Raw genomic sequence first — 7,142 nt, 5'->3', positions numbered from 1 at the left:
TCCCCGGCATCCGCTGGTGAAGGACGGCTATCTTTCCATCGGCTGCATGCCGTGCACGGATCGTGTGAAAGAAGGTGAAGACTACCGCTCAGGGCGCTGGGCGGGCACCGACAAGGATGAGTGCGGAATCCACGTTCCGGGCCTTGTGGACGGGGATGGCATCTAGGACGCCGGGAGACGCCCTGACAGGCCTTAAAGGGCCCTTGTGTCCGGCCCGGCAGTTTGCTACACGGCGGTCCCTGCTTTGTTTCGCCGTTTTCAGGCGCCTGGCAGGTTCTACCGTGCGGTCGTGGCGGAATTGGTAGACGCGCAGCGTTGAGGTCGCTGTGGGGTAAAACCCGTGGAAGTTCGAGTCTTCTCGGCCGCACCAGCTGTTCTTTATCTCCCAAAATTCCACCCAAAGCCTTCAGTGCTAAGGTAGCTTTGGGTGTTCGACACTCCTGCTTCCGGGTGTATGCCGAGCGCTCTGCAAAAGCGAGCTTGCGCACAGTGCGCCGCAGGTTCGACTGACCTGTTTCCCAGATTTTCCAAGGGTTTGCGAGGAATGTGAGGGCGTGTTCGATAAATTCCTCCATGCGTCCCTTGAGCGGCAGGCTTTGGGCGCATTTTTCCTGTAGGAGCGCGCGGGATTTATCCAATTCGGCGATCTTGGTTTCGTAGGCGCGTAGAACGGCGTATTGCGAGGCCCTCCCGGCAATGGGGCCACTGCGGGCGCAAAAGAAAAGTGCGGTGTCAAACGCGATACGACGCCCCAGCTCTGCGCGTAACGGGTACGAAAATTCCTTTAACCACAGAGACGGTCAGTTGATTATCGAATGATACGAACGCGTTCCTTGGTCATCGTATCAGGAAACGCACCGGAACGGTCAGGGTTCGGTTCACACCCGGCGGCGGGGCGGGAACGGGCGAAGCGCGGCGGACCATTGCCACAACCTCCTGGTCGAGTTCGGGGAACCCGGACGAGCGCGCCAATCGGACGGCGGTGACGTTGCCGTTGCCGTCGATGGAAAACCGCCCATGGGCGGTGCCCTGCTCGCGCCGCGAGCGCGCGCCCGACGGATACCGCTTGCGCCGTTCCAGATGGGCCAGAAGACGCGACTGCTAACGCGCCGGTGAAATGGAGCGGCCGGCGCCGCGGTTGGTTTCGCGGGCGGCGGCGAGCGGCGCTTGGCGGGCGCGGATCTGCGCCCTGGGGGTTTGCCGCGAGGCAGCGCTTGCCGCTGGGGCGCGCGCACGGCCTGCCCTCTTGCCTGCCGGGGCGTATCGTCGCCTCTGGGCGTGAAGGCGGGCCGTTGCCTTGGAATGGGCAGGTTCACCGCTTCCAGCAGCGGCTCGGCTTCATCGACCGGATCGTCCTGCTCTGCGGGATCGGGCTCCGGCCGGTCCGCTTCGACCGGGGGCTCATCGGCCGGATTTTGGTCGGGCGTCTCGGGCGGTTCCACCACATCCGGCTCGACTTCGGCAATCTGTTCGGATTGGACTTGCCGCAGCGTTGCCTCGATCCGCTGCGCCGCGGTCGCCGCCTCGGCCTCGGTCTGTTGCGGCGTGATCTGCTCGTCCCGCGCCAGCGGGGCCACGGTCTCAGGCGCCAGCGCGATGGCAATGGCAGCCGGCGGCTCCGGGCTTGCCGGCTCGGCCGGCGACGGTCGCAAGGGCCCACACCCAGACCCCGATATGGACGGACAGCATCGCCAACCCGGCCACGCTCCAAAGCCCGAGCCGCCCCCAGGAGAGGGGGTCGAGCGGCAATGTCCCAACAGCGCCGGGATTCCCGCTCACGGATCGACTTCCGCTCCGCTGGCTCCGGGCGACTGCGCGCGCGATTGGCCGGCGGCCGAGCCGGCGGTGGAGACGGCAGACCGGCGCCGCCGGCCCGCCCGTCAATCGGCGCGCCGGAACCGCCTGTCTGCCGGGCATCGGGTGCGGGTGCCCGCTGGTCGAGGCATCCAGGCCGACAAGAGCCACCGACATATAGCCTGCATCGCGCAAAAGGTTCATCACGCCCATCAACTCGCCATAGGGCACGGCCTGATCGGCACGCAGGAAGATGCGGGTTGGCCGGTCGCCCCGTGTCGATGCATCGAGCGCCGCCGCCAGTTCACGACGCGCGAGCGGCGCCTCGCCCAGGCTCAGGTCCTGCTGGAGCGTCAGATAGAGCGGGTCGTCGGGGCGTTCCTACGGTTGCGCCGTCGAGGCAGGCAGGTCGACCTTGACGTCGACGGTGGCGAGCGGCGCGGCGACCATGAAGATGATCAAAAGGACGAGCATCACGTCGATGAACGGCGTGAGATTGATCTCGTGCATCGCATCGAGGTCGTCGTCCTTGTTGTCACGCACACTCGCACCCATGATGCGCTACTCGGCCGCCTGCGCAGGCCTCGATGCGGGACAGGTGCGATGCGACCCGCTGGATCAGCCCGTCACCGCCGGCGCGATCGATCACGTCGGACGAGCGCTGCAACTCAAGCGCGGCCGGCGAGCAAGGCGTGCCCCCGGTGCGATTGTCGGCCACGGGCAGGTCAATGCGGTTATTTGCAACGTCTTTCCATTCGGCACCGGTCCGGCGCTCACGCCATGCGGACAGCCATGTTCGATCCCGTGCGCATGGCACCCGGCCGCTTCGGCCCGCCAGCCAAACGGGCCCATGTCCTTGTCGCGGTCATCCGCCGAATACCGCATCGACAAGACCGGACACGCGGTCGAACGCGGCCTTTGCGCCATCGATTACGTCCGCTTCGTCGCGAGCCGAGAGTTCGGCCGCATCGAGGGCGGCCACGAAACCGCGCCAGTGCCGCGCGCGCCCCTGCGGCGAACCGGCCAGATGGCGTGCGCCGAAGGCCGTGGAAAGATCGAGCCGCGCAGCCTGCTTGAGCAGTATCGCGGCACCAAGGTTCGACCCTTCGGCGACATAAAGCCAACCCAGCGCATTCGGCAACTCAGCCGACACACCGGCGCAGAACCGTGCGGGCGCCTCGTAAACAGGAACATCGGCCTGAAGATCGGCCAGATCCTCCTCGATCAGACCAAGCCGCCGGCGCCCGGCCAGATCGGCCAGGATCGATCCAAGCGCCGGGTCGGCGTAAAGCGCATCGATATCGCGGTGAAACCCGTGCTGGACCTTCAGCAAAAGACCGTATCGCGCGCGGCTCGAAAACGGGTCAAACGCCATGATCTTCGCATCAAGACCGTCATGCGCGGATCGTGTGGCCCCCCTCAAGCGCTGCGAGCGCGCAACATCATTGGCCGGTCGTTCGGTTTCGATTGTGGACATACACTCTGACTGCTCTTTTGCGATCGACCCTTGTGACATCAAGACGGCAGGATCCGGCATCAAGCGACCCAAACGCCGGCTTCTCGTCATCAGCCCGACGGCCCCGCAAATGGTCAGGGCCGCATGGGCACCGTCCATTATGCATCAAAACGCCTTGGTCAGCGATGCATAGAATGTGCGACGTGCCTTGTAGAGCGCGGTGTCGTAGTCGCGCGGCTGCTTGCGGCCGACCTTGGCCGGAATGACCGGCGCGATCCCGGCTGCCTTGAGCCGGTCGATGACGCGCTCATCGGCGTCATAGGCCTTGTCTGCGATGAAGATGGTGGCCTCAACCGCGTCGATTAGGATGTCGGCGCCATCCAGGTCGCAGGCCTGTTCGGGTGTCAGGTGAAAGCCCAGCGGATTGCCGAGCGCGTCGCACAGCGCATGGATTTTGGTGCTCAGCCCGCCCCGCGAACGGCCGATGCATTCGGTTTTTTTGACGAGCCTTTGGCGCCTGCCGAATGCTGGTGCGCCCGTACGATGGTTGAATCGATCATCGCGTATTCATTGTCGGCGTCTTCGGCCAACGTCTTGAAAAGGCGCTCCCAAACGCCTTTGCGGCTCCAGCGCAGGTGAGGCGTGTGAATGACCCGGAAATCCCCGAACAGCTCCGGGAGATCGCGCCAGGCAATGCCCGCGCGATACCGGTCGGAACCGCCTCGACAAACAGACGATTGTCCCTGGCCGTCACGCCGACATCGCCGGCCTTGCCAGGCAAAAGAGGTTCAATCCGGTTCCATTGATCGTCGCGAAGGGCATAGCGGCGCATCCGGTGTCAACTCCTCTTGAAAAAGCTGACACCTTATGAAGCAATCAAACAACGATTTGGGAACCCACTAACTGATGACACCGCCTAGGGCCTTTTGGGATTCAGGTTTCGGGCCTGGCGCCATCTTTGGCGGCGAGGCTACGGCGCCTCGATGTCGCCGCGCGCCCACAGCGCCTCGGTTTCGGCGGCGAAGGCGGCAAAGCGCCCCTGTTCGACCGCCGCGCGCATCTCCGCCATAAGCCATTGATAATAAAACGTGTTGTGCCAGCTAAGCAGCATCATGCCGAGCATTTCGCCCGAGCGGATCAGATGATGCAGATAGGCGCGTGAGCAATCACGCGAAGCCGGGCAGTCCATCTCATCGTCCAGCGGCCGGCGGTCCTCGGCGTGCCGGGCATTTTTCAGGTTCACCCGTCCGCGCCGGGTGAAGGCAAGGCCATGCCGGCCCGAGCGGGTCGGCATCACGCAGTCGAACATGTCGACCCCGCGCGCGACCGCGCGCAGCAGGTCCTGCGGCGTGCCGACGCCCATCAGATAGCGCGGCCTGTCCGCCGGCAGGATCGGGCAGACGACATCGAGCATCGCCAGCATCACCTCCTGCGGCTCGCCGACGGCCAGCCCGCCGATGGAATAGCCCTTCAGATCCATCGCCGTCAGCGCTTGAGCGGACCGCACGCGCAGCGCTTCGTCATCGCCGCCCTGAACGATGCCGAACAGCGCCCTGCCCGGCTGGTCGCCGAACGCGGCCCGGCAGCGCTCGGCCCAGCGCAGCGACAGTTCCATCGCCGCCTTCATCGTGTCGGCATCCGCGGGCAGCGCGACGCATTCGTCGAGCTGCATCTGGATGTCCGCCCCTAAAAGCCCCTGGATCTCGATCGACCGTTCCGGGCTCATCTCATGGATCGCGCCGTCCAGATGGCTCTTGAAGGTCACGCCCGCTTCGCTCATTTGGCGCAGCGCCGAAAGGCTCATCACCTGAAAGCCGCCCGAATCGGTCAGGATCGGCCCGTCCCAGCCGATGAAAGGGTGCAGCCCGCCCAACCGGTCGATGCGCTCGGCGCCAGGGCGCAGCATCAGGTGATAGGTGTTGCCCAGGATGATGTCGGCGCCGGCCTGCCGCACCTGGTCGAGATAGAGCCCCTTGACGGTGCCCGCCGTGCCGACGGGCATGAAGGCGGGCGTGGCGATGGTCCCGCGCCCGGTCGTCACCGTTCCGCGCCGGGCACGACCATCGGTCGCGTGCAGCGCGAAACCGAAATCAGGCGCGCCCATGGCCGTCGTTCCGGAACAGCAGGCTCGAATCGCCATAGGAGTAGAAGCGATATTGGCGCGCGATCGCATGGGCATAGGCTTGGCGCATGGTCTCCAGCCCGGCAAAGGCCGACACCAGCATCATCAGCGTCGAGCGCGGCAGGTGGAAATTGGTCATCAGCACGTCGACCAGTTTGAACCGGTGGCCCGGCGTGATGAAAATGTCGGTCGCGCCGGCGAACGCATGCATGGCGCCCGCCTCGTCCGCCGCGCTTTCCAGAAGCCGCAGCGAGGTGGTGCCGACCGAGACGATGCGCCCGCCCCGCGCCCGGGTTTCATTGACGAGGTCGGCCGTTTCCCCCGAGACGTGACCGATCTCGGCATGCATGCGGTGGTCTTCGGTGTCCTCGGCCTTGACCGGCAGGAAGGTGCCCGCGCCCACATGCAGCGTCACGAACGCCCGGTTGACGCCCGCCGCGTCGAGCCTTTCGAACAGCCGGTCGGTGAAGTGCAGGCCCGCCGTGGGGGCCGCCACCGCGCCCTCTTCGCGCGCATAGACCGTCTGGTAGTCGGCGCGGTCGCGGGCGTCGTCGGCGCGCCTTGAGGCGATATAGGGCGGCAGCGGAATGTGGCCGACAAGCGCGATCGCCGCATCGAGATCGGCATGGCGCCTGTCGAACGAAAGCGTCACCTCGCCGCCCTCGCCCTTTTCGGTCACGCTGGCCGAAAGGTCGCCCGAGAAGCGAACGATGTCGCCGGCGCGCAGCTTCCTCGCGCCGCGCGCGAACGCCTTCCACGCATCGGGCTCCGTGCGCATATGCAGCGTGCAGCCGACCGGCGGCCCCTCCAGGCCGTCGCGCACGCGCACGCCTTCGAGCTGCGCCGCAATGACGCGCGTGTCGTTGAAAACCATCAGATCGCCCGCCGTCAGAAAGGACGGCAGGTCGAGCACGCCCGCATCGGCCAACCCGCCAGGACGCACGACGAGCATGCGCGCCGCATCGCGCGGGCTCGCCGGCCGCAGCGCGATGCGCTCCTCGGGCAGGTGAAAGTCGAATTCGTCAACGCGCATGGATGCAGACAGATGTCGCGGGCAGATTCGGCCCCCTCGTGCGGGCCAGTCCGCTCACGCGAACAATCACAAATCCGCGGCCACCTTCATCGAGACGATCGAATCGGGATCCTTGACCGGCTCGCCGCGCTTGATCGTGTCGACATTGTCCATGCCCTCGATCACCGCGCCCCAGACCGTGTACTGCCCGTCGAGGAAGGAGGCGTCCTCAAAGCAGATGAAGAATTGCGAGTTGGCCGAGTTGGGGTTCTGCGCGCGCGCCATCGAGCACACGCCGCGTGCATGGCTGGCGTCGGAGAACTCGGCCTTGAGGTCCGGCTTGGCCGAGCCGCCCATGCCGGCCCGGCCGGGGTCGAAGTGCGGACCGCCGGTCTTGCCGAAGCGCACATCGCCCGTCTGCGCCATGAAGCCGTCGATGACGCGGTGGAAGACCACGCCGTCATAGTCGCCGGCCCGCGCCAGTTCCTTGATGCGTGCGACATGGCCGGGCGCGAGATCCGGCCGCATCTCGATGGCCACAGTGCCCTTGGTGGTCTCCATGACGAGCGTGTTTTCGGGGTCCTTGTAGGTCAAAGCGTGTCCTCTCCTTGTTTGGATCGCGCGCGGCCGTGCCTTACCGGTCGGCGGCGACGGTGACCGTGATCATGCGGTCGGGCGCCTCGACGGCGCCGTTGCGGGCCGTCGAGCCGCGCTTGATGTTGTCGACGAACTCCATGCCGTTCCGGACGATGCCCACG

The 7,142-nt window shown here is 65.9% G+C and carries 5 protein-coding genes, 1 tRNA gene and 3 pseudogenes; 1 reads left to right on the top strand and 8 read right to left on the bottom strand.

Annotation, left to right across the window (positions count from 1 at the left end; translation table 11 throughout):
- Nucleotides 1–283 precede the first annotated feature (283 nt).
- Nucleotides 284–370 (top strand) — tRNA-Leu (locus tag AC5E6L_RS13025).
- Between the two features lie 467 nt (nucleotides 371–837).
- Here the strand turns inward: AC5E6L_RS13025 and AC5E6L_RS13020 are convergent.
- The 8 genes and pseudogenes from AC5E6L_RS13020 to AC5E6L_RS12985 form a co-directional block, all read right to left on the bottom strand.
- On the bottom strand, nucleotides 838–1,080 hold the full coding sequence (locus tag AC5E6L_RS13020; protein WP_491773830.1) for an energy transducer TonB family protein: 243 nt from the start codon (nucleotides 1,078–1,080) through the stop codon (nucleotides 838–840).
- An 813-nt stretch (nucleotides 1,081–1,893) separates the two neighbouring features.
- Nucleotides 1,894–2,349 (bottom strand): annotated as a pseudogene (exbD, locus tag AC5E6L_RS13015) (TonB system transport protein ExbD); the annotation flags it as partial.
- Nucleotides 2,350–2,353: 4 nt separating this feature from the next.
- Nucleotides 2,354–2,437, bottom strand: a pseudogene (locus AC5E6L_RS13010) (tonB-system energizer ExbB); the annotation flags it as partial.
- A gap of 222 nt (nucleotides 2,438–2,659) precedes the next feature.
- Nucleotides 2,660–3,409: a biliverdin-producing heme oxygenase gene (locus AC5E6L_RS13005; protein ID WP_491773828.1), complete on the bottom strand. Its 750-nt coding sequence runs from the start codon at nucleotides 3,407–3,409 to the stop codon at nucleotides 2,660–2,662.
- A gap of 42 nt (nucleotides 3,410–3,451) precedes the next feature.
- A pseudogene (locus AC5E6L_RS13000) lies at nucleotides 3,452–4,082 on the bottom strand (IS5 family transposase); the annotation flags it as partial.
- Nucleotides 4,083–4,220: 138 nt separating this feature from the next.
- A complete protein-coding gene (gene tgt, locus AC5E6L_RS12995) occupies nucleotides 4,221–5,354 on the bottom strand; it encodes a tRNA guanosine(34) transglycosylase Tgt (RefSeq protein ID WP_491773826.1) in 1,134 nt (377 codons plus the stop codon).
- On the bottom strand, nucleotides 5,341–6,405 hold the full coding sequence (queA, locus tag AC5E6L_RS12990; protein WP_491773824.1) for a tRNA preQ1(34) S-adenosylmethionine ribosyltransferase-isomerase QueA: 1,065 nt from the start codon (nucleotides 6,403–6,405) through the stop codon (nucleotides 5,341–5,343). Before queA ends, tgt begins: the two co-directional genes overlap by 14 nt.
- Nucleotides 6,406–6,471: 66 nt before the next feature.
- A complete protein-coding gene (locus AC5E6L_RS12985; RefSeq protein ID WP_491230417.1) occupies nucleotides 6,472–6,978 on the bottom strand; it encodes a peptidylprolyl isomerase in 507 nt (168 codons plus the stop codon).
- Between the last annotated feature and the right edge of the window lie 164 nt (nucleotides 6,979–7,142).

The sequence above is a fragment of the Roseitalea sp. genome (assembly GCF_984466335.1).
The sequence above is the reverse complement of the archived record's forward strand: the minus strand, read 5'-3'. Positions and strand labels throughout refer to the sequence as shown.

What these genes read in the sequence shown, in the direction of transcription:
- AC5E6L_RS13005 (WP_491773828.1), bottom strand. Translation starts at nt 3,409, where the DNA reads ATGGACGGTGCCCATGCGGCCCTGACCATTTGCGGGGCCGTCGGGCTG.
- queA (WP_491773824.1), bottom strand. Translation starts at nt 6,405, where the DNA reads ATGCGCGTTGACGAATTCGACTTTCACCTGCCCGAGGAGCGCATCGCG.
- tgt (WP_491773826.1), bottom strand. Translation starts at nt 5,354, where the DNA reads ATGGGCGCGCCTGATTTCGGTTTCGCGCTGCACGCGACCGATGGTCGT.